This window comes from Burkholderia dolosa, from assembly GCF_902499135.1.
Lineage (GTDB): Bacteria > Pseudomonadota > Gammaproteobacteria > Burkholderiales > Burkholderiaceae > Burkholderia > Burkholderia dolosa.
Genome location: NZ_CABVPR010000062.1, coordinates 1 through 19894, shown reverse-complemented (window position 1 = coordinate 19894; position 19894 = coordinate 1). Strand labels below are relative to the sequence as shown.

At 69.3% G+C, this 19894-nt stretch carries 17 protein-coding genes and 3 pseudogenes; 10 read left to right on the top strand and 10 right to left on the bottom strand.

Features of this window, described 5'->3' with window-relative positions:
• The first annotated feature begins 51 nt into the window (after nucleotides 1-51).
• Nucleotides 52-639, top strand: a complete 588-nt coding sequence (locus BUB20358_RS22560) for a LysE family translocator (protein ID WP_006765844.1) — start codon at nucleotides 52-54, stop codon at nucleotides 637-639.
• A 36-nt stretch (nucleotides 640-675) separates the two neighbouring features.
• Here the strand turns inward: BUB20358_RS22560 and BUB20358_RS22555 are convergent, their stop codons facing one another.
• Nucleotides 676-1521 carry an AraC family transcriptional regulator gene (locus BUB20358_RS22555; protein ID WP_006765843.1) on the bottom strand — a complete coding sequence of 282 codons (846 nt, stop codon included), beginning with the start codon at nucleotides 1519-1521 and terminating at the stop codon, nucleotides 676-678.
• Nucleotides 1522-1690: 169 nt separating this feature from the next.
• On the opposite strand from BUB20358_RS22555, the gene BUB20358_RS22550 reads away from it, so the two are divergent.
• Complete coding sequence (locus BUB20358_RS22550; protein WP_006765842.1) at nucleotides 1691-2485, top strand: SDR family NAD(P)-dependent oxidoreductase; 795 nt, start codon at nucleotides 1691-1693, stop codon at nucleotides 2483-2485.
• A 40-nt stretch (nucleotides 2486-2525) separates the two neighbouring features.
• Here BUB20358_RS22550 and BUB20358_RS22545 read toward each other — a convergent pair whose 3' ends face one another.
• From BUB20358_RS22545 to BUB20358_RS22530, 4 genes are all read right to left on the bottom strand, one after another.
• Nucleotides 2526-2885 (bottom strand): hypothetical protein, encoded by a 360-nt coding sequence (locus tag BUB20358_RS22545; RefSeq protein WP_006765841.1) that lies wholly within the window; start codon nucleotides 2883-2885, stop codon nucleotides 2526-2528.
• A gap of 238 nt (nucleotides 2886-3123) precedes the next feature.
• Entirely contained in the window at nucleotides 3124-4194 is a 1071-nt protein-coding gene (locus tag BUB20358_RS22540) for an AI-2E family transporter (RefSeq protein ID WP_006765840.1), read from the bottom strand.
• Nucleotides 4195-4333: 139 nt separating this feature from the next.
• A complete protein-coding gene (locus BUB20358_RS22535) occupies nucleotides 4334-5443 on the bottom strand; it encodes an NADH:flavin oxidoreductase/NADH oxidase (protein ID WP_006765839.1) in 1110 nt (369 codons plus the stop codon).
• Between the two features lie 131 nt (nucleotides 5444-5574).
• Nucleotides 5575-6261, bottom strand: a complete 687-nt coding sequence (locus BUB20358_RS22530) for a type 1 glutamine amidotransferase domain-containing protein (protein ID WP_035974049.1) — start codon at nucleotides 6259-6261, stop codon at nucleotides 5575-5577.
• A 390-nt stretch (nucleotides 6262-6651) separates the two neighbouring features.
• Between BUB20358_RS22530 and BUB20358_RS28615 the strand changes: the two are divergent.
• The 5 genes and pseudogenes from BUB20358_RS28615 to BUB20358_RS22505 form a co-directional block, all read left to right on the top strand.
• Nucleotides 6652-6789, top strand: a pseudogene (locus tag BUB20358_RS28615) (hypothetical protein); the annotation flags it as partial.
• Nucleotides 6790-6851: 62 nt separating this feature from the next.
• Nucleotides 6852-7103, top strand: a pseudogene (locus BUB20358_RS22520) (GH32 C-terminal domain-containing protein); the annotation flags it as partial.
• 89 nt (nucleotides 7104-7192) lie between these two features.
• Nucleotides 7193-8683 carry a MocR-like pyridoxine biosynthesis transcription factor PdxR gene (gene pdxR / locus BUB20358_RS22515; protein ID WP_006765837.1) on the top strand — a complete coding sequence of 497 codons (1491 nt, stop codon included), beginning with the start codon at nucleotides 7193-7195 and terminating at the stop codon, nucleotides 8681-8683.
• Between the two features lie 94 nt (nucleotides 8684-8777).
• Complete coding sequence (locus BUB20358_RS22510) at nucleotides 8778-9215, top strand: carboxymuconolactone decarboxylase family protein (RefSeq protein ID WP_006765836.1); 438 nt, start codon at nucleotides 8778-8780, stop codon at nucleotides 9213-9215.
• 10 nt (nucleotides 9216-9225) lie between these two features.
• Nucleotides 9226-9651, top strand: a complete 426-nt coding sequence (locus BUB20358_RS22505; RefSeq protein ID WP_006765835.1) for a cupin domain-containing protein — start codon at nucleotides 9226-9228, stop codon at nucleotides 9649-9651.
• Nucleotides 9652-9753: 102 nt separating this feature from the next.
• Here BUB20358_RS22505 and BUB20358_RS22500 read toward each other — a convergent pair whose 3' ends face one another.
• From BUB20358_RS22500 to BUB20358_RS22485, 4 genes are all read right to left on the bottom strand, one after another.
• Nucleotides 9754-10953: a porin gene (locus tag BUB20358_RS22500; RefSeq protein WP_035974044.1), complete on the bottom strand. Its 1200-nt coding sequence runs from the start codon at nucleotides 10951-10953 to the stop codon at nucleotides 9754-9756.
• A 473-nt stretch (nucleotides 10954-11426) separates the two neighbouring features.
• Nucleotides 11427-12491 (bottom strand): phytoene/squalene synthase family protein, encoded by a 1065-nt coding sequence (locus tag BUB20358_RS22495; RefSeq protein ID WP_035975247.1) that lies wholly within the window; start codon nucleotides 12489-12491, stop codon nucleotides 11427-11429.
• A gap of 195 nt (nucleotides 12492-12686) precedes the next feature.
• A complete protein-coding gene (locus BUB20358_RS22490; RefSeq protein ID WP_035974041.1) occupies nucleotides 12687-14312 on the bottom strand; it encodes a rhodanese-related sulfurtransferase in 1626 nt (541 codons plus the stop codon).
• A gap of 109 nt (nucleotides 14313-14421) precedes the next feature.
• The gene (locus BUB20358_RS22485) at nucleotides 14422-14988 is read right to left on the bottom strand and encodes a cysteine dioxygenase family protein (protein ID WP_035974040.1); all 567 of its coding nucleotides are present in this window, start codon (nucleotides 14986-14988) and stop codon (nucleotides 14422-14424) included.
• 62 nt (nucleotides 14989-15050) lie between these two features.
• Here BUB20358_RS22485 and BUB20358_RS22480 point away from each other — a divergent pair, with 62 nt between their 5' ends.
• Nucleotides 15051-15968, top strand: coding sequence for a LysR family transcriptional regulator (locus BUB20358_RS22480; RefSeq protein WP_035974038.1), 918 nt, complete (start codon nucleotides 15051-15053; stop codon nucleotides 15966-15968).
• Between the two features lie 79 nt (nucleotides 15969-16047).
• Here the strand turns inward: BUB20358_RS22480 and BUB20358_RS22475 are convergent, their stop codons facing one another.
• On the bottom strand, nucleotides 16048-17385 hold the full coding sequence (locus BUB20358_RS22475) for an acyl-CoA dehydrogenase family protein (protein ID WP_035974036.1): 1338 nt from the start codon (nucleotides 17383-17385) through the stop codon (nucleotides 16048-16050).
• A 437-nt stretch (nucleotides 17386-17822) separates the two neighbouring features.
• Between BUB20358_RS22475 and BUB20358_RS22470 the strand changes: the two genes are divergently transcribed.
• Together BUB20358_RS22470 and BUB20358_RS22465 are read left to right on the top strand one after the other, a co-directional pair.
• Nucleotides 17823-18908 carry an LLM class flavin-dependent oxidoreductase gene (locus BUB20358_RS22470; protein ID WP_035974035.1) on the top strand — a complete coding sequence of 362 codons (1086 nt, stop codon included), beginning with the start codon at nucleotides 17823-17825 and terminating at the stop codon, nucleotides 18906-18908.
• A 20-nt stretch (nucleotides 18909-18928) separates the two neighbouring features.
• A pseudogene (locus BUB20358_RS22465) lies at nucleotides 18929-19769 on the top strand (class II aldolase/adducin family protein).
• Nucleotides 19770-19894: the final 125 nt, after the last annotated feature.

The following is a 19894-nucleotide window of genomic DNA, read 5'->3' as shown; positions in this document are numbered from 1 at the left end:
CGCCGCGCCGTTAGTCTCCATGCGGTTTCGACATTCGCATGGAGGTAACGGATGAGCATGCTGGTTTCGATGGCCGCGTTCGCACTCGCGTCGTCGATCACGCCCGGTCCCGTCAACATCGTCGCGCTCAGTGCGGGCGCGCGTCACGGCCTCGGCGCGAGCCTGCGCTATGCGGCCGGCGCGACGCTCGGCTTCGTCGCGCTGTTCCTGCTGATCGGCCTCGGGCTGCACGCGGCGCTGGTGCGCTGGCCCGTACTGACCACGGCCACGCAATGGTCGGGCATCGCGTTCCTGCTGTACATGGCGCTGCGGCTCGCGCTCGACGACGGCCGGCTGTCGGCCGACGCGCCCGTAACCGGCCCGTCGGCCGCGACCGGCGCCGCGATGCAGTGGCTGAATCCGAAAGCGTGGCTCGCGTGCGTGGCCGCGATGGGCGCGTACGTCGCCGACGGCGACCGCGCGCAGGTCTGGCAGTTCGCGGCGCTGTATCTGGTGATCTGCTTCGCGTCGATCGCGTGCTGGGCGTATGCGGGCGCGTCGCTGCGGCATCGGCTCGCGAACGCGCGGCGCATGCGGATCTTCAATCGGCTGATGGCGCTGCTGCTGGCCGGCAGCGCACTGTATCTGCTCGACGTGTAGCGCGCTTCGCTCGGACGGTGCGCGCCGGCGCGGCGCTCAGCTCGCGGCGCTTCGGTATTGTCCGGGCGTCGCAGCGGCGATTCGCCGGAACGCGCGCTGGAAATGCGCCTGATCGGCAAAGCCTGCGTCGAGCGCGACGTCGGCGATCGGCCGGCCGCGGCGCAGTTCCGCGCGCGCGTACTGCACGCGGCGATCGATCAGGAACGCATGCGGCGTCATCCCGTAGCGCGCATTGAACGCACGGATCAGGTACGACGGCGACAGATCGGCCGCCGCGCAGATCGCATCGAGCGTGACGGCGTCGCGGCAATGCGCGGCGATATAGTCGGCCGCGCGCGCGAGCTTCGCGTTGTCGTCGCCGCGCCGTACGTGCGGCACGTCGCGATCGAGCGCGCCGTGCAGCCGCGTGAAGAACTCGACCGCCGCGCTCTCCTTGCCGAGCGGATCGACGCGCGGCGCGACGAGCGTGCGGTAGAAACGGCCGAATTGCGCGAACAGGTCGCGCCGCTCGGTCGATTTCGCCGCAAAGCCGTGGAAGTCGGTATTCGGATCGCGGCCCAGCGAATGCTGCAGACGTGCGAGCCACGGCACGTCGACATAGACCATCCGGTATGCCCACGCATCGGGGCCGTACGGATTGCACGCATGCACCTGTTCCGGATCGATGATCACGAGCACGCCGCGCCCGACGTGCGCGTTCGTCGCGCCGTTCAGATACGTGCTCGTGCCGCCGACGATCGCGCCCACCGAGAACGTGTCGTGCGTGTGCTTCGCGTAGCAGATCGCGCGCCCGTCGTCGACCGTGCGCGCCTCGATGAACGGCAGCGCGGCATCGCGCCAGAACGGCGACGGTACGGCAGTTTTGTGGACGGAACGGCTCACGCGGCAGGCTCCCGGAACGAACGACGAACGCACACCGTACAAGACGGCGCCGCACGATGCAACCGGCGCGCCGCGGCTTCGCTGCCGGATCGCGCGGATTCGCCTAAGCTGGAGTTCCGGCCGCCGCGGCACGCGCGGCGGGTTTCGTCCACCCTCTTTCGTAACGCTCATGCACATCGATCTGAAAGGCAAGACCGCGGTCGTCACCGCCTCCACCGCCGGCATCGGGCTGGCGATCGCCACAGGACTCGCGCACGCCGGTGCGCGCGTCGTCGTCAACGGACGCAGCGACGCGTCGGTGCAGTCGGCGCTCGCGCAGCTGCGCGCCGCGGTGCCCGGCGCGGACGTCGACGGCGTCGCCGCCGAACTGTCCGATGCGGACGGCGTCGCACGCGTCGTGCAGCACACGCCGGACGCGGACATCCTCGTCAACAATGCGGGCATCTACGGGCCGAAGCCGTTCTTCGACGTCGACGACGCCGAATGGGCGCATTACTTCGAGATGAACGTGATGTCGGGCGTGCGCTTCGCGCGGCACTACCTGAAAGGGATGCTGGAACGCAACTGGGGGCGCGTCGTGTTCATTTCGTCGGAATCGGGCCTGAACATTCCGGTCGACATGATCCACTACGGCTTCTCGAAAACCGCGCAGCTGTCGATCGCGCGCGGACTCGCGAAACTCGCGGCCGGCACGAACGTGACCGTCAATTCGGTGCTGCCGGGGCCGACGCTGTCCGAAGGCGTGCGCACGATGCTGAAGGACACCGCCGACGAAACGGGCCGCAGCGTCGACGACGTCGCGGTCGATTTCGTGCGCAATCATCGCGCGAGCTCGATCATTCAGCGGCCGGCGACGCCGGACGAAGTCGCGAACCTGGTCGTGTACGTGTGTTCGCCGCAGGCGTCCGCGACGACGGGCGCGGCGTTGCGCGTGGACGGCGGCGTCGTCGAGACGATCGCCTGACCGTCCGGTCGTCCGGCGGCCGTGCCGGCCGCACGATCGCCTAGCGCGGCTCGAGGCGGCCCTTCCGGTCGGCGTCCATGCACGTGTCGAAGCCGCGCTGCGTGACCGCGCCGGCGTTGTCGAACACGACGTAGTAAGGCCGGCGATCGCTGCCGTGCTCGAGCAGATAGTTGTAGCAGACGCCGCTGCCGTTGCGGACCATCCATACGCTGCGCGGGTTGCCGCCGGCGCGCACGACGTCGGCGCGCGTCGCGCCATGCCGGGCCGCGGCCTTCGGTACGGGCATCCGCGAATACGAGAACGGCAGCCACGACTCGAACCATGCGCAGCCGTGCAGCATCAGGCAGCTTGCCGCCAGCGACAGCGTCGCCGCGCGACGGGACATCGGAATCAATCGCATGCTTGGGAAGATCTGCTGCGCCGTGCCGGCGCGTTCGAAAGCCCCATGCTACTCGACCTTTGGGTTCGGATCGAAAAGAAATGTCGCGATCGACGTGCGGATGCACGCGTTTCATCCACGCATGAACGGCTGTGCGCGGTAAATCGTTGCGGTTCACGGGGCGGCGGCGCCGGCGCGTATGCCGGCGCGTATGCCGCCGCGTCGCGGCATCGCCGAGCCTGCGCAGCGGCGGCTCGCGTCATGCGACCCATTCGGCCCACAGCATCGTCAGCACGGTCATCAGCGCGGGGCCGACGAACAGGCCGATGAGGCCGAACGTCTCGGCGCCGCCGAGAATGCCGAACAGCACGAGCAGGAACGGCAGCCGCGTCGAGCCGCCGATCAGCACCGGGCGCACGAAGTGCTCGGCGACGAACACGACGACGAAGCCGAACGCCGCGACCCCGACCGCCGATACCGTCGCGCCGTGCACGAACAGCCACAGCGCGGCGCCGCAGAACACGATCGGCGCGCAGAACGGCAGCATCGCGGCGACGGCCGTGACGAGCCCGAGCAGCGCCGCATGCGGAACGCCCGCGAACGCATACGCGACGCCGAGCAGCGCGCCCTCGCCGAGCCCGACGACGACGAGCCCCGTCACCGTGCCGTACACGGCGTCGACCATCCGGTCGATCAGTTCCGCGCCGGACGCGCCGAATGCGCGCCGCGCGCCATGCAGCAACGCGCCGGACAGCTTGTGGCCGGCGCGCAGGATCACGAACAGCGTGACGAGCATGAAGCCGAATTCGAGCAGCGCATGCGCGAGCTTCGTGCCGAACTGCCGGCCGAACGCGATGAATTTCTCGCCGTTCACGCCGTGCATCGCGGTGGCCGCATGCAGCGGATGACCGAGATTGGCCTGCCACCATTCGGTGATCTGCGCGGCGCCGTACGGCAGCCGGCCGACCACGTCCGGCAGCGGAATGCCGTTGTCCTGGATCGTGTGCAGCCACATGCGCACGTCGTGCGCCTGCGCGACCGCCTCGGTGAACCCCGCGGCGACCGGCAAGATCACGAGCAGCGAAATCCCGGTCGTGATCACGGTTGCGATCAGCGTCGGCCGATCGCGGAACAGCGGGTGCGATTCGAAGCGTTCGAGCAGCGGCCACATCGCGATCGAGATCACGCACGCCCACGCGATCGCCGGAATGAAATCGCGGATCACCCACAACGCGAGCAGCAGGAACGCCGTGTACAGCATCGCGCGCGCGATCTGCTGCGCGCGCGGGCGGGCGGCCGTATCGCGCGACGACGGGACATGTGCGCCCATGACACCTCTGTCTGAATGAAAAAAATGGCGGTTCGTACCGGCCGAAAGCCGGCGCGAACCGCCATTCTATCCATCGGCGCCGCCACGGCACGCGCGGCCGCGGCTCGTCCGACGAAGCCGCGACCGCGCTGCCCTGCGCTCAGGCCGCCTTGTCGGCGACGCGATAGCGCTCGAGCCAGTGCGCGTAAGGTGCGGGCAGCGTCCACGACGGACGCTCGACGCCCAGCTGCTTGGCCGCGTAGTACGGCCAGTGCGGATCGGCGAGATGCGCGCGGCCGACCATCACGAGATCGAGCTGCTGCTCGGCGACGACGCGATTGGCCAGTTGCGGCGTATCGATTCCCCACGCGGACGACACCGGCAAGCCGGCCTCGCGGCGTACGCGTTCCGCGATCGGCGCGAGGAACGCCGGCCCCCACGGAATCTGCGCGTCGGGCGTCGAGAAGCCGACCGACACGCTGAGCATGTCGAGCCCTTCCTGCTTCATCCGCTTCGTGAGCTCGATCGATTCGGCGAGCGTCTCTTCGTCGCGGCCGTCGTATTCGATCACGCCGAGACGCGCAGTCAGCGGCAGATGCTCGGGCCAGACCTTGCGGACGGCCGCGAGCGTGTCGACGAGGAAGCGGCCGCGATTCTCGGCCGAGCCGCCGTATTCGTCGTCGCGCCGGTTCGAATGCACGGAGAAGAAGCTCTGCGCGAGATAGCCGTGCGCGAAGTGCAGCTCGAGCCATTCGAAACCGAGATCGCGCGCGCGCTTCGCGGCGGCGACGAAGTCGGCCTGCACGCGCGCGATGTCGTCGCGCGTCATCGCGCGCGGCACCTTCGGCAGATGCGCGCCGAACGGCACGGCCGACGGCGCGATGGTCTGCCAGCCGCGCGGGTCGCCTTCGGCAATGTGATCGTCGCCTTCCCACGGACGATTTGCGCTCGCCTTGCGGCCCGCATGCGCGATCTGGATGCCGGGCACCGCGCCCGCCGCCTTGATCGCGGCGACCGACGGCGCGAACGCTTCGGCTTGCGCGTCGTTCCACAGCCCTGCGCAGCCCGGCGTGATGCGGCCTTCCGGCGACACGGCCGTCGCCTCCGCGATCACGAGGCCCGCGCCGCCGCGCGCGATGCCGGCCAGATGCACGTGATGCCAGTCGTTGACGACGCCGTCTTCGGCGACGTACTGGCACATCGGCGGCACCGCGATGCGGTTGCGCAGCGTGACATCCTTGAGTTTGAACGGTTCGAACAGGGCAGACATCCACCACTCCTTTGCTTGGTTCTGCAAAAACACGATGCGATCCGCCGCGCGACACACGCTGCGGAACGATGGGACCGCCGCCGGACCGACTGCGTCCGGCGACGGAAACGAAACGAACAGGCGGCGCCGGCTTACCGGCGGCCGAGCTTCGCGAGCAGCGCCTCGGCGGCCGGCTCCGACGACGCGGGGTTCTGCCCGGTGATCAGCAGACCGTCGGTCACGACGTGCGGCGCCCAGTCGGCGCTGCGTTCGAACTGCGCGCCGTTGGTCTTCAGCATGTCCTCGACGAGGAACGGCACGACTTCGGTCAGCTCGACGGCCGCTTCCTCGCTGTTCGTGAAGCCGGTCACGCGCTTGCCGCGCACGACCGACTCGCCGGTCTTCGGATCCTTCACGTGACGCAGCACGCCGGGCGCGTGGCATACGGCCGCGACCGGCTTGCCGGCCGACAGCGCGCGTTCGATCAGCGCGATCGAGTGCAGATCTTCGGCGAGATCCCACAGCGGGCCGTGGCCGCCCGGATAGAACACCGCGTCGTAGTCGTCGATCGACACGTCGGCCAGCTTGCGCGTGGCTGCAAGCTCGGCCTTGGCCGCCGCATCGGCGTCGAAGCGGCGCGTCGCGTCGGTCTGCGCGGCCGGGTCGCTGCTCTTCGGATCGAGCGGCGGCTGGCCGCCCTTCGGCGACGCGAGTGTCAGCTCGACGCCCGCATCCTTGAACGCGTAGTACGGCGCGGCCAGTTCCTCGAGCCAGAAGCCGGTCTTCTTGCCGGTGTCGCCGAGCGTGTCGTGCGACGTCAGGACGACGAGAATCTTCATGATCGGACACTCCTTCGAAATAGGGAAAAACGGGCCGCGACGCGTCGATGAAGCCGGCGGCCGCGGCACGCCTGTCGGTTAGTCCGATATCGCGCGGCAACGTGCGGCCCGCTTCGCGACAAATACTCGACGCACCTATTAGACCAGTCGTCTAGAACGCAGCCCGAAAAAACGACGGCGTCTCGTTGCACGATGCGCTGCGCGGCACGACTCGCAATTCGGTCGCTGACGTGCCGCGGCGCGCGAGCCGCGAGGCGTCGTCGCTTTTATGGCAACGGATGATATCCGTCGATTAGACCGGTCGTCTAGTAAACGCGCGTTCAGCCCTGCCGTCGGCAGGGCTTTTCGGGAAGACGAGGCGGCGGGCGTATTGCGTACGTCATTCGCGTTTTGCGGCGCCTAGTCGGGCTCGGTCGCCAGCACGTCGTTGTTCTTGCGCTCGAGCGCGGCCGGCCGCGGCTGCTCGAAATCGTCGTCGATCGCGGGTTGGTCGAAGCGTTCCCGAACGGCGGTCGCGTCGCGTTCACCGATCTGATGTTTCCGCCGGGCGATGTGGACCGCGTCTCGGTATTCGCAGCGAGGTCGGGCCAAGCCGCGAGCACGTTGTTGCTCTTCCGCTCGAGCGCAGCCGGCCGCGGCTGCTCGAAATCGTCGTCGATCTCGGGTCGGGCGAAGCGTTCGCGAACGGCGGTCGCGTCGCGTTCACCCATCTGAAGTTTCCGCCGCGCGATGCGGACCGCGTCGCGGTATTCGCGCAGCGAGGCCGAGCGACGTTTTCGGGACTGACGGTCGCGCAATTGCGCGCCGGCGACGACACAATCGACGACAGCACGCCGCGATAGCCGCGCGCCGTTCCGCGGCTGCCCGCCCGGCAACGCCGTTGCGGTATCCTCGTCGGCACAAAAACACCACGCTGAAGGTAGCCACTGCAATGGACATCGCGATCCGCATCGAAGGCCGTCACGACCTGACAGGGCAAATCTACCGGCAACTGCGTACCGCGATCGTCGACGGACGCCTCGAAGGCGGCGCGCGGCTGCCATCGACGCGCGACCTCGCGACGCAGCTCGGCGTGTCGCGCAAGACGACGCTCGACGCGTTCGAGCGGCTCGTCGCCGAAGGCTTCCTGAACACGCGCGCGGGCAACGGAACGTTCGTTGCCGACGGCCTTGCGCGCGTGCCGCATGCGTCGCCGACGTCCGCACCGTCGCTCGTCGAGGACACGCCGCGCATCGACGCGGTCGATGTGCGCGCGCTGTGGAACGATCTGCCCGACGCGCTCGCGATGCCCGCGCCGCAGCACACACCGGGCTTCGACTTCCGCGGCGGCGTGACCGACAAGACGCTGTTCCCGTTCGACGCGTGGCGGCGCTGCCTGCATCACGCGCTGCGGCAGCAGGCGCGCGGCCGCGGCCAGTATCACGATCCGGCCGGCGACCCGCAGTTGCGCGGCGCGATCGCGCGCTATGTCGCGTTCAGCCGCGCGGTCGCCTGCGGCTGGGACGACGTGCTGGTCACGCAAGGCGCGCAGCAGGCGCTCGATCTGATCGCACGCGTGGTCGTGCGGCCCGGCGACGTCGTCGCGGTCGAGGATCCCGGCTATCCGCCGGCGCGCGCGGCGTTCGCGTCGCTCGGCGCGACGGTGGTCGGCGTGCCGGTCGACGCGCAAGGCATCGTGACCGAACGGCTGCCGGACGACGCGCGCGTCGTCTACGTGACGCCGTCGCATCAGTTTCCGCTCGGCATGCCGATGAGTCTCGAACGGCGCGTCGCGCTGCTCGAATGGGCGCAGCGCCGTCGCGCGGCGATCATCGAGGACGACTACGACGGCGAATTCCGCTTCGAAGGCCGGCCGGTGGAATCGCTGAAGAGCCTCGATCGCACCGGTCTTGTCGTGTACGTCGGCACGTTCTCGAAGACGATCTTTCCGGAGCTGCGGATCGGCTATGCGATTCCGCCGCGCGCGCTGCGCGGCGCGCTCGCGAAGGCGAAGCAGATCGTCGACTGGCACACGTGCACGCTCACGCAGGCCGCGCTCGCGCGCTTCATGGTCGAAGGCGACTTCGCACGCCATCTGCGGCGCGTACAGAAGCACTACGCCGCGCGCCGCAAGATGCTGCTCGCGCATCTGCACGGCGCGCTCGCGCGGTGGTTCGATCCGATCGTGCCGACCGCCGGCATCCATCTCGCCGCGCGCCTGAAGCCGGGGCTCGACGAAGCCGCGCTGGTGCGCGCGGCGCGCACGCACGATATCGGGCTGTACGGCATCTCGGCGTTTCACGTCGGCGTGCCGGTCCGGCCGGGGCTGCTGTTCGGATACGGCGGGATCGATGCGGTGCGCATCGACGCCGCACTCGCGAAGCTTGCGGCGTTGCTCGACGCGGGCGCCGGAACCGGCGCGGCCGCTTCGGTGGTTACCTGAATTTTCCGGAAATTGGTCATTCAAGCAGGCCAGTGAGCGGCCTAAAGTGGGTCCTGTCGCGCCGCCGTGCGCATCAACCGAAAGAGGACCTGCCATGCAACCGCGCCTGAACTTCTATGCCGCCAGCCCGAACGCGATCAAGGTGATGCGCAACGCCGAGGATTTCATCGCGAAGAGCACGATCGAAAAACCGCTCGCCGAACTCGTTCGCCTGCGCGCGTCGCAGATCAACGGCTGTGCATTCTGCGTCGACATGCATACGACCGACGCGCGCAACGGCGGCGAAACCGAGCGCCGTCTGGCCGCCGTCGTCGTATGGCGCGAAACGCCGTTCTTTACCGAACGCGAACGCGCGGCGCTCGAATGGACCGAAGCGCTGACGCTGATCGCCGACAACCACGTGCCCGACGCGGTGTGGGAAGCCGTGAAGCCGCATTTCAGCGACGAAGAGCTGTTCGATCTGTCGCTGCTGATCGCGACGATCAATGCGTGGAACCGCTTCGCGATCGCTTTCCGCAAACTGCCGGAATAAGGCGGCCGCGATGCTGTATCCGCGCGCCCTTCTTCGCCGCACGATGCTGGCTGCGTCGCTCGCGCTCGGCATCGTCGTGCCGGCCGCCGCCCATGCGCACGACGCCGGCGATGCCGCGCATCCGATCATGCGGCAGGCCGTGCCCGAAGCGCCGGGCAAGCTCGCGGTCGTCGCGACCGTCGACTACGCGCCCGGCCAGGCGTCCGAACCGCACCGGCATCTCGGCTCGGTGTTCGCGGTCGTGTCGAAAGGCGAAGTGCTGTCGCAGATAAACGGCGGACCGGTGCAGCGCTACCGCGCCGGCGAAGGCTGGTACGAGCCGCCCGGCTCGCGCCACCAGGTGTCGCGCAACGCGAGCGATACCGAGCCCGCGCAGATCGTCGTGTTCGGGCTGACCGGCGAGCACGATCCGCTGAAATCGCCGCTCGATCGGTGATGCCGAGCGTCGGGAAATCATCGACGTAAACGAAAAAACCGGCCCGAAGGCCGGTTTCTTCATACCGCTCGCCGGAAGCAGCGCGTGCGCGCCGCGCGACGTTCAGAAGCGGTGGATCATGCCGACGCCGACCGCGATCTGGTTCTGGCCGGCACCTGCTGCCACGCCGTCGCCGATCTGGGTCGTCGCTGCCTGCACGATACCGAGCTTGCTCAGCGTATTGCCGCTCGCGTGCTGGTAAGCCTCGAGCGCGTACAGGCCCGTGCGCTTCGACAGGCTGTAGTACTGCGACAGCGTGACCTGATGGTACTTGGCCGAGCTCGTGATGCCGTTCGACTGCGTTGCCGCCGTGTACGAGTAGCCCGCTGCGAAGTCCCACTGCGGCGCTGCCTTCCAGTGCAGCACGGCGCCTGCCGTGTTGAAGATCGCCGTGTTGCGGAACGACGAACCCACGCCCGGGATGTACTGGACGTTCGTGTACGACACGGACACGTCCCAAGCCGGCGTGAACTGATAGCCGGCCGTCACGCCGAGGCGCTGCTGCGATTGTGCGGTCGAGTAACCGTTGTTGATCGCCGACACGGCCGGCTGGCCGCCGCTCGTGACCGTCGAGTTGTCGCCCCACGCGCCGCCGCCGAGCGTCGAGTTGTTGACGCGCTGGTAGCCGACCGCGATGCCTGCCGGGCCGTTCAGGTACTGGATCGCCGCGCTCCACGTCGAGCCGCGGTTCACGCTGCCCGGCACGCCGCCGAACGAGTACGAACCGCCGACCGTGAAGCCGTAGAACTTCGGCGACATGTAGACGAGCGAGTTGTTCGCGCGGTAGCTGGTATCCAGCGAATCGATATCGCCCGGGTGCGCGCCGTATGCGCCCGTCAGCCACGTCGTCGGGCTGTACGGCGACAGCAGCGTGTAGTACGCGGTGTACTGACGGCCGGCCGTCAGCGTACCGTAGACCGGGTTCGTCATACCGACCCATGCCTGACGCGTGAAGATGCCGCCCGCCCATTGCGATGCGCCGTTGTTCGCGTTGAAGCCCGCTTCCAACTGGAAGATCGCCTTCGTGCCGCCACCCAGATCTTCACTGCCCTTCAGGCCGAAGCGGCTGCCGGCCCAGATGCCGGTGCCCATCGAGACTTTCGAATGGCCGCCGGTCGTCGCGCCGGTCGACGGCGCCGCGTTGTTCTGGTAGGCGATTGCGTTATCGACGATACCGTACAGGGTCACGCTGCTCTGAGCGTGGGCTGCGGTAGCGGCTGCGAGACCCACTGCCGTCATGGCAAAAGCGACGCGCTTTTTCATTGATTCTCCGTCCTCAAAGAATGATTCTTTTCTGGTGTGGTCTTGTGACACATGTGCGAGTACATGCCGGCGCAATTCTGACGGATTACCAATTGTTTCCCAATATCTGCAGTCGGTCGTCGTATGATCGACGCAACGCGGCGGTTCACCAAACGGTTACACGGTGCCTGAAAACGCTTACGCGGCGGGCGTTTCCGGCATTTGCCGGTGAAAACCCTAGCTTTACATTTTTACGCGTGCATCGCGGCCGTCCAATGTCGTCAGACGCCTTCGGCACGAACCGTCTTACGAATGCGCAAAAGCGACCCGACGTCGCGATTCGTGCAACCGCGCAGCATCGCCGGCGATCGTGACACGCGCATTTCGCGCGCGCGATTCGTCATTGCATCGCGGGATCGCTGCAGATATCGAACGCAGCGGCGCGCGCACGTCGACCGACGAACGACGGTGCCGGCGCGCCGCGCGGGCGGCATTCAATGCGGGCGGGGTTGCGCGATTCGTGCGCCGACCGCATCGGCGAGCGCGGTCACGCGCGCGCGGATCGCCGCATTCGAGCCGACGATCGCGAGCGACGACGCGATGATCCGGTACACGCGCTTTCTCGGCACCTTCGCCGGCTTGGCCGGGTCGAGCCATGCGTCGTGGCCCGCGAGCAGTTCGAGCGTCTCGAGCCCGATCATGATCGGCCACAGGCACGCGAGCCGCAGCCGCACGAAGCGGCGCGGAATCGCGATCGTATACAGGCACGCGTCGCGATACTGATCGAGCGCCACGTGCAGCAAGTCGACCAGCACGCCGCGCGCGCGCAACGACGCGTCGGCCGACGTCAGGTCGGCGACGTCGAGCGCATGTGCGCGCAGCACGTCGTCGGGCAGATAGCAGCGGCCGATGCGCAGGTCCTTCGCACAGTCGCGCAGGATGTTCGTCATCTGCAGCGCCTTGCCGAAACGAATCCCCTTGTCGCGCATCGCGACCAGGTCCCAGCCGCGCGCGGCGCGCGTGTGCGCGGCCGTCATGTCGGTCCAGAATTCGCCGACGCAGCCCGCGACGAGATACGTATAGCGATCGAGCACGTCGCGCGTCGGCAGCGATGCGATGCGTCCCGACTGCTCGTCGGGGAACGTGCGCAGATCGAATTCCATCCCGGAGGTCAGCGTCGCGACGACCTTGCGGATCGCCGCGCGATCCGCATCCGGTTGCGCGCGCAGCAACGCGAGCATCGGCTGAATCGACGCAAGCAGCACGTGCTCGTGCGAATCGGTCTGCATCCGCGTCACGTCGTCGAGCGAGCGCGACAGCGCCGCGCCGTCGCCGAGCCGTTCGATGTCGTCGCGCAGGTCCGTCAGCAGCGCCGCGCGGCGATCGGGCGTGACGAGCGCGGTGTCGGCGATCGTGTCGGCCGCACGCGCGAGCAGGTACGCGAGGCCGACCGGATCGCGCATGCCGTCGGGCAGCACGCGCAGCGTCAGATAGAACGAGCGGGAAACGTTTTTCAGCAGGTCGCCGAGCAGATAGGCGGGATCGTTATGCGTGGTCATGGGTGCGAAAAGATCGTCCGGCGCGCGCGGAACGCACAGCGCGCCGGCTGCCCGCGCCGGCCGCGAGCCCCGCAGCGGCGCGCGTGCGGCGATCGACGGCGGCGCGGCCGATGCAAAATTCCCGCAAGTGTAGTGCATCCGGCGTGCGCGCTGCAGGCCGCGCGCGCGATGCGCGGCGCGCCGCCGCCGCGACGGTCAGATCACGCTGAAGTGATGCGTGCCGTCGCGCTTCAGCTGATCGACGAGCCCGTATTCCCAGTCGAGATACGCCTGCATCGCGGCAGCCGCGTTATCGGTGCCTTCGTACGGACGCCGGTAGCGGTCGATGCGCGGCGACGCCAGCCGCGTGTCGCCGCTTTCGAGCGGCAACCCGGCGTCGATCCACGCAGCCGTGCCGCCGGTGAGCACCGAAATCTGCGCGGAAGCCGGCAGCCATGCGCGCGCGTCGTCGGCCGCGAAGCGCGCGAGCAGGCTCGATCCGCACGTGAACACGTAGCGTGCGGCAGGCGGAATCGCCGCGAGCGCATCGCGCAGCTGCGCACGCACCGCAAACCATGCGCCGGGGATATGGCGCTTCACATAGTTCGCGCTGGCCGTCACGTCGACGATCGCGATCTCGTCGGGCGCCGCTTCCGCCAGCCAGCCGGCGAGCGTGGCCGGCGTCACCTCGGCCGCGCGCGGCGGCGTCGGCACGTCGCGCGGCGGCTGGCCGCGCTCGACGAATGCGCCGATGCCGGCCGGTTCGACGACGCGCACATCCCAGCCCATCTGCGCGAGCCACGACGCGGTCATGTCCGCGCGCACGCCGTCGTCGTCGGCGAGCACGATCCGCGCGCCGCGCACGGCCGCATGATGGTCGGTCTCCTGCACGAGCTGGCCGCCCGGCGTGCTCAGGAAGCCCGGCAGATGGCCGGCCTCGTACTCTTCCGGCGTGCGCACGTCGAAGCGGTACAGCGTGCGGCCCGGCTCGTCGAGCGCGGCGACGTTCGCGAGCGCGATGCGCGGCACGCCGGCACGCTCGGCCACCGCGCGCGCGGCGCGGCGCGCGTCGTCGCGCAGCGCAGGATCGATGTCGTCCGGAAACCGGCGCGCGGCGCCGCGCTCGAGCGTCTGGCCGGCGAGCGTCCAGCCGATCGTGCCGTTGCGCAGCGCCGCGACCGGGTTCGGCAGCCCCGCGTTGATCAGCGACTGCGTGCCGATGATGCTGCGCGTGCGGCCCGCGCAGTTGACGATCACCTGCGTGGCCGGATCCGGCGCGAGCGCGCGCACGCGCAGCACGAGTTCTGCGCCCGGCACGCTGGTCGACGTCGGGATGTTCATCGTCTGGTATTCGTCGAACCGGCGCGCGTCGACGATCACGACGTCGGCGCGCGCGTCGATCAGCGCCTGCACCTGTTGCGCGGACAACGAAGGCGTATGGCGCTCGGCCTCGACCCATTCGCCGAACGACTTGCTCGGCACGTTGACGTCGATGAACAGCTCGCCGCCGGCCGCGCGCCAGCCGGCGAGGCCGCCGTCGAGCAGCCGCACGTCGGTATAGCCGAGTTGCGCGAGTTTGTCGGCCGCGCGCGGCGCGAGATCTTCGCCGCCGGCGTCGCCGTACACGACGATCGGCGTGTCGCGGCGCGGAATCCGCGTCCACGCGTCGAGCTCGAGCTTCGACAGCGGAAAATTGGCGGCCCACAGCGGATGGCCCTGTGCGTAAGGATCTTCCTCGCGCACGTCGATCAGCGCGATCTCGTCGCGGGCCAGCAGGCGCGCGCGTACGTCGTGGTACGACGCGACGGGAAAACGGGAAGTGGAATCGGCGGATTGCGTCACGGTGTGTCGGTCGAATGCGGTTGAGTTCGGATGAAGGCGATCGAGCGTTGAAACGGGAAAGCGCAGCGAGCGTCGATCTGCTGCTCGCGGCGGCAACGGCGGGTGGACGTCATGCGTTCGAGTATCCGGACACGAACGGCTTCACGGTGCCGTCGTCGAGGAATACCGCGCGCTCGACCTTGCCGATGTTCGCACCGTACACGTGAATGCTGATCGACACGCGATCGGCGAACGCATTGGTCACGCGATGCACGTCGCCGATGCCCGGCGACACGGCCTCGACGTCGCCGGGCTGCAGCCGCACCGCGTCGCCGGCCGGCACCGGCCGCCCCGCCGCATCGAACCGGTACGGCTGCGAGAACTCGCCGCCGCGCAGCATCCCGATCAGCCCCCACACGGTGTGATTGTGGATCGGCGTCGTCTGGCCGGGCCCCCATACGAAGCTGACGACGGAGAACCGCTCGTCGGGGTCGAGATGCAGCAGGTACTGGCGATAGCGCGCGGGATCGGGCTGCGCGAATGCGTCGGGCAGCCAGTCGTCGTGCGCGACGAGCGCGGCGAGCAGCGCGCGGCCCTCGTCCAGGATGCGCGCCTCGTTCGCGCCGGACGCGAGCAATGCGTCCAGGCCGTCGACGAACGGGCGCAACCGCGTGTGCTGCAACGACGGCGTACTCATCGCGTGCCTCTTCGAATATGATGGATCGTCATGATGCACCTGAAATACCATGCAGAACAAACATGAAAATTAGCGATATCGACGCTTTTGCAGCAGTCGTCCGCTGCCAGACGCTGAGCCAGGCCGCGGCCGAGCTCGGGATGACGCAGCCGGCGATCACGCGGCGCGTGCAGAACCTCGAGGAAGCGCTCGGCGTGACGCTGCTCGACCGCAACACGAAGCCGCCGCGGCCGACCGACATCGGCCGCCAGGTGTTCGACCAGTGCCGCGCGATCCTGCGCGAGGTCGATGCGCTGCGCGAGCTGGCAGCCGGCGGGCAGCCGCCGGCCGGCGTGCTGCGCATCGGACTCACGCACGGGCTCGGCGAACTGCTGCTGCCCGATCTCGTCGCGCGCCTCGCCGCGCAATGGCCGGCGCTCGCGCCGCAGGTCACGACCGCGTGGGCCGGCATGCTGGTCGAGCGCGTCGCGCGCCGCGAACTCGATGCGGCGCTCGTGTTCCTCGCGCGCGAGATGGTGCTGCCGCCGCACGTCGAAGGCGAGCGGCTGCTCGCGACGCGGCTCGTCGCGGTCGGCCGCAAGGGCGACTGGCCGCGTCGCAGCTACCGGCTCGCCGATTGCCATGCACGCGGCTGGGTGCTGAATCCGGACGGCTGCGGCTTTCGCGCGGGGCTGCGGCGCGCGCTCGACGCGCAACGGCTGCCGATGTCCGTCACGCTCGACACGTACGGCCGCGACCTGCAGTTGCAGAGCGTCGCGAACGGCTTCGGCCTCGGCCTGATGCCGCTGCCGCTCGTCGAAGGCAGTCCGCTGCGCGACGCGCTCGACATCGTGCCGCTCGCCGATTTCAAGCCGCAGATCGATCTGTGGCTGCTGCGCCGGCACGATGCGGCCCGCTTCGCGGCGCCGCTCGAAGCCGTCGCCGCGCAGGCGCGCACCGCGTTCGCGGTGCCGGCGCATGTGCACGGCGACGCGGCGTGAATGCAATGAATGCAGCGGACGACGCGCGCGCGATGTGCCGCCGTCCGCCGTCGCCGCCATCGCCGCCGTTCGCTGCCGGTCACGCATCGTTCGCATCGCGCGTCGCAGGCCCTCGCGCGGCATCGCGGAACGTATCACCGCGGCCCGCCTCCGCTTGTCGATCGCTGCGGCGCGCCGCGTCGAGCGCCGCGCGCCCGGCCGCGACCGCGATCGCATCGTCCTGAGGCGTATGCACGCGGCTGCACAGCACGTCGCGATAGTGGCGCTCCAGCGGATTGCTGCGGCTCAACCCATGATTGCCCGACAGTTTCAGCGCATGCTCGACCGTGCGTATCGCGTTTTCGGTGACGGTCCGCTTGACGAGGCCGCTCGTCGTCACGGTTGGCGGATCGCCTGCGTCGGCGCGCGCGACGAGATCGTCGAGCAGCACGCGATTCGCATGCAGCCAGCCTTCGATGTCGCCGACCGCTTCCTGCACGCGCGGCAGCGTCGCGAGCGGCGCGCCGAGCCCGCTCGGCACGCGGGTCGTCGCGAAGTCGAGCAGCCAGTCGCGCGACGCGCGGGCGACCGCGTCGTACAGGCTGCCGAGCAGCGCGACCATCCACGCGTGCTGGTCGGCCTGCGCGTCCGCGTCCGCATGCGTCGCGGCCGACACGGCCCACGCGTCGGGCGCACGCACGTCGACCGCGTGATCGGCCGGCAAGCGCACGTCGTCGAACACGACTTCGTGGCTGCCCGACGCGCGCAGGCCGAGATGGTCCCAGCTCGGGATCACGCGGATCCGCGCGTCGCCCGCATGCGGATCATGCGGAACCAGAAACACGCCGACGCGCGGCTGCGGCTCGTCGGTGCGCGCCCACACGGCCAGCCAGCGCAACGCCGGTATCCCGGTGCTGTACAGCTTGTGGCCGGACAAGCGCCAGCCGTCGCCGTCGCGGCGGGCGACGGTGTCGGGCAGCCCGCCGCGTGCGGGCGAGCCGAGCGCGGGCTCGACGCGCAGCGCGTTGATCAGCGCGCCTTCGGCCACCGCACTGTCGAACACCGCGCGTCGCAGCCGGTCCGGCCAGCGGCTGTCCGCGCGGCCGAGCGCGCGGTGCTGCAGATACGTCATCGTCAGCACCAGTGCGGTCGCCGGATCCGCGCGCGCGACCGCGGCGACGATCCGGCTCGCCTGCGCGAGCGTCGCGCCCGCCCCGCCATGCTCGCGCGGCACGACCTGCGCGATCAGCCCCGCACGATGCAGGCGCGCGAAATTCTCGTGCGGAAAGCGGCCTTCGGCGTCGTTGCGTGCCGCGTCGGCGGCGAGTTCGGGCACGAGACGGTCGAGCAGCGCGGCGATGTGCGTGTCGTCGGCGCGCAGACGACGCAGCGGCGAAGGCTGCGATCGCGGCGAGGAAGCGGCAAGGCTGGCAGACATCGGAACGGGTTCCCTCGGTAATACGAATGCCAATGCGAAAGCGGATATCGACCGGCTGACGGTTGGCGGCCGGCGCTTGTGCATGCGTCGCTGCGTGGCGTCGATCATGTAGCGAACCGAAACCGAAACGCGCGTCGCCGAATCCGCAATCGAAGGATGCGACGCAGTTGCCGCGCCGAACGCGGATTCGCAGCGGTGGCGCCGGCGCTCGCGGCATGCACGAACACCGCACGCACGCCACATCGCGCACCGCTCGCGCCGCACCACGCCGACCGATCGCGAGCGCACAGCGTATGCGCATCGCCGGCGCGCCCCAACCATGCAAATCTGATATTCAAATCGGGATTGATTATTTCCGTTTCGCATGATCGCGGCGGTAATCTGCGCTCCATTCCCGCCCGGCTGCGCGCCGGGCCGTCCCTGCACCGGAGACCCAGATGAGCGTCGAATTCATCGGCATGATCCAGAGCCAGAAGCAGTCGGAAATCCATCCGCCGTCCGGCCCGGCCGTCGATCCCGACTACGTGCGCGATTTCGCCCGTGCGCATGAAACGGCCGGCTTCGACCGGATCCTCGTGCCGCACCACTCGACGGGCCCGTCCGCGACGCTGACGATCGCGTTCGCGGCAGCCGCGACCGAGCGCATCCACTTCATGCTCGCGCACCGGCCGGGCTTTACCGCGCCGACGCTCGCCGCGCGGCAGATCGCGACGCTCGACCAGTTCAGCCGCGGCCGGCTCGCCGTGCACTTCATCTCCGGCGGCTCGGACAGCGAACAGCAGCGCGACGGCGACTTCCTCGATCACGACGCACGCTACGCGCGCACCGACGAATATCTCGGCATCCTGCGGCGCATCTGGACCGACACGCAGCCGTTCGATCACGAAGGCGCGCACTACCGGTTCAAGCAAGGCTATTCGGAAGTGAAGCCGCTCCAGCAGCCGCACGTGCCGATCTACTTCGGCGGCGCGTCGGACGCCGCGCTCGCGGTGGCCGGCAAGCATGCGGACGTCTACGCGCTGTGGGGCGAATCGCTCGACCAGGTGCGCGACCTGACGACGCGCGTGCGCGCCGAAGCCGCGAAGCACGGCCGGCAGGTGCGCTTCTCGGTGTCGTTCCGCCCGATCCTCGCGGCGACCGAAGACGAAGCGTGGGCGCGCGCGCATCGGATCCTCGACGAAACGCGCCGGCTGCGCGAAGCAGCGGGCCTCGGCACCGGCAGTCCGCAGCAGAGCGAAGGCGCGCGCCGGCTGCTCGCGGCCGCCGAGCGCGGGTCGCGCGTCGACAAGCGCCTGTGGACCGAAATCGCGAAGCTGACCGGCGCGCGGTCGAATTCGACCGCGCTCGTCGGCACGCCCGAACAGGTCGCCGACGCGCTGCTCGACTACTACGACCTCGGCGTGACGACGTTCCTGATTCGCGGCTTCGATCCGCTGGAAGACGCGCTCGACTACGGCCGCGAGCTGATTCCGCGCGTCCGCAGCGCGGTCGCCGCACGCGACGCCGCGCGCCACGCGGCATGACGATCACGGAGACGCATCCGATGTCCGCCGTTCCGTCCACCATCGCCCGCACCGCGTCGGGCCTCGTGCTCGCCGAATCGCCGCGCCAGCACTTCTGGTTCGAACCGTCTGCGCCGCGCGGCGACGTCGCGGCCGAACGCCGCCATCGCCAGGAGCGGCTCGCGGCCGCGTTCCGGCTGTTCGCGCGCTTCGGCTTCGCGTCCGGGCTCGCGGGCCACATCACCGCGCGCGATCCGGAGCTGCCCGATCATTTCTGGGTGAATCCGCTCGGCGTGCATTTCTCGCAGATCCGCGTGTCGGACCTGCTGCTCGTCAACGCGCGCGGCGAAACCGCGATCGGCAGCCGGCCGCTGAACAAGGCCGCGTTCGCGATCCACGCGGCGATCCACGATGCGCATCCGCACGTCGTCGCCGCCGCGCACACGCATTCGACGTACGGCAAGGCATGGTCGACGCTCGGACGGGCTGCTCGATCCGCTGACGCAGGACGCGTGCGTGTTCTACGAGGATCACGCGCTGTTCGACGATTTCACCGGGATGGTCGTCGACGCGAGCGAAGGCGCGCGGATCGCGCACGCGCTCGCGAAACCGGACGGCGGCACGCACAAGGGCGTGATCCTGAAAAACCACGGCATCCTGACCGCGGGCCCGACGGTCGAGGCGGCGGCATGGTGGTACATCGCGCTCGACAATGCCGCGCACACGCAGCTGCTCGCCGAGGCGGCCGGCACGCCGCAGCCGATCGATCACGAGACTGCACGCCATACGCACGGCCAGATCGGCGGCCCGGACGGCGCGCTGCACGCATTCGACAGCCTGTTTGCGCGCGTCGTCGCCGACGAACCCGACCTGCTCGACTGAGCGCCCTTCCGCACGACCGGAGCACCGACAATGACAACGACCGACACCGCGACCGACACCGCCGCCCCGCTGCCCGCGTCCGCCGCGCCCGACGACGCGCGCCGCCGGCTGCTGCGCGCGGCCGG

Excerpts from the sequence above, each read along its gene's own strand:
- BUB20358_RS22500 (WP_035974044.1), bottom strand. The coding sequence starts at position 10,953 with ATGAAAAAGCGCGTCGCTTTTGCCATGACGGCAGTGGGTCTCGCAGCC.
- BUB20358_RS22480 (WP_035974038.1), top strand. The coding sequence starts at position 15,051 with ATGAAAATTAGCGATATCGACGCTTTTGCAGCAGTCGTCCGCTGCCAG.
- pdxR (WP_006765837.1), top strand. The coding sequence starts at position 7,193 with ATGGACATCGCGATCCGCATCGAAGGCCGTCACGACCTGACAGGGCAA.
- BUB20358_RS22560 (WP_006765844.1), top strand. The coding sequence starts at position 52 with ATGAGCATGCTGGTTTCGATGGCCGCGTTCGCACTCGCGTCGTCGATC.
- BUB20358_RS22485 (WP_035974040.1), bottom strand. The coding sequence starts at position 14,988 with ATGAGTACGCCGTCGTTGCAGCACACGCGGTTGCGCCCGTTCGTCGAC.
- BUB20358_RS22470 (WP_035974035.1), top strand. The coding sequence starts at position 17,823 with ATGAGCGTCGAATTCATCGGCATGATCCAGAGCCAGAAGCAGTCGGAA.
- BUB20358_RS22510 (WP_006765836.1), top strand. The coding sequence starts at position 8,778 with ATGCAACCGCGCCTGAACTTCTATGCCGCCAGCCCGAACGCGATCAAG.
- BUB20358_RS22530 (WP_035974049.1), bottom strand. The coding sequence starts at position 6,261 with ATGAAGATTCTCGTCGTCCTGACGTCGCACGACACGCTCGGCGACACC.
- BUB20358_RS22550 (WP_006765842.1), top strand. The coding sequence starts at position 1,691 with ATGCACATCGATCTGAAAGGCAAGACCGCGGTCGTCACCGCCTCCACC.
- BUB20358_RS22505 (WP_006765835.1), top strand. The coding sequence starts at position 9,226 with ATGCTGTATCCGCGCGCCCTTCTTCGCCGCACGATGCTGGCTGCGTCG.
- BUB20358_RS22495 (WP_035975247.1), bottom strand. The coding sequence starts at position 12,491 with ATGACCACGCATAACGATCCCGCCTATCTGCTCGGCGACCTGCTGAAA.
- BUB20358_RS22540 (WP_006765840.1), bottom strand. The coding sequence starts at position 4,194 with ATGGGCGCACATGTCCCGTCGTCGCGCGATACGGCCGCCCGCCCGCGC.
- BUB20358_RS22475 (WP_035974036.1), bottom strand. The coding sequence starts at position 17,385 with ATGTCTGCCAGCCTTGCCGCTTCCTCGCCGCGATCGCAGCCTTCGCCG.
- BUB20358_RS22535 (WP_006765839.1), bottom strand. The coding sequence starts at position 5,443 with ATGTCTGCCCTGTTCGAACCGTTCAAACTCAAGGATGTCACGCTGCGC.
- BUB20358_RS22545 (WP_006765841.1), bottom strand. The coding sequence starts at position 2,885 with ATGCGATTGATTCCGATGTCCCGTCGCGCGGCGACGCTGTCGCTGGCG.